A 348-nucleotide genomic window follows, 5' to 3' on the forward strand; every position below is an offset into this window, starting at 1 on the left:
GACTCACGAACAACTCTCGTTGTTCAGTGTTTCAATTTTCAGCTTGATCCAGATTTTTAAAGAGCAAAACTTCGCAGTGAACCTTTGCAGGTACACTCTGAAGTATTTTTTATTTAATCACTACAGAGATGGTGGAGCTATGCGGGATCGAACCGCAGACCTCCTGCGTGCAAAGCAGGCGCTCTCCCAGCTGAGCTATAGCCCCATAACATGTAGTTAAAACCTCTTCAAATTTGCCGTGCAAATTTGGTAGGCCTGAGTGGACTTGAACCACCGACCTCACCCTTATCAGGGGTGCGCTCTAACCACCTGAGCTACAAGCCTGTAGAGGTTTTACTGCTCATTTTC

The 348-nt window shown here is 46.3% G+C and carries 2 tRNA genes; both read right to left on the minus strand.

Annotated features, from left to right (window positions below):
• Positions 1–129 precede the first annotated feature (129 nt).
• Positions 130–205 (minus strand) — tRNA-Ala (locus tag ACUU1I_RS21325).
• Between the two features lie 42 nt (positions 206–247).
• Positions 248–324: transfer RNA gene (locus tag ACUU1I_RS21330), tRNA-Ile, on the minus strand.
• Positions 325–348 lie beyond the last annotated feature (24 nt).

The sequence above is a fragment of the Shigella sp. SIG3 genome (genome assembly GCF_053555855.1).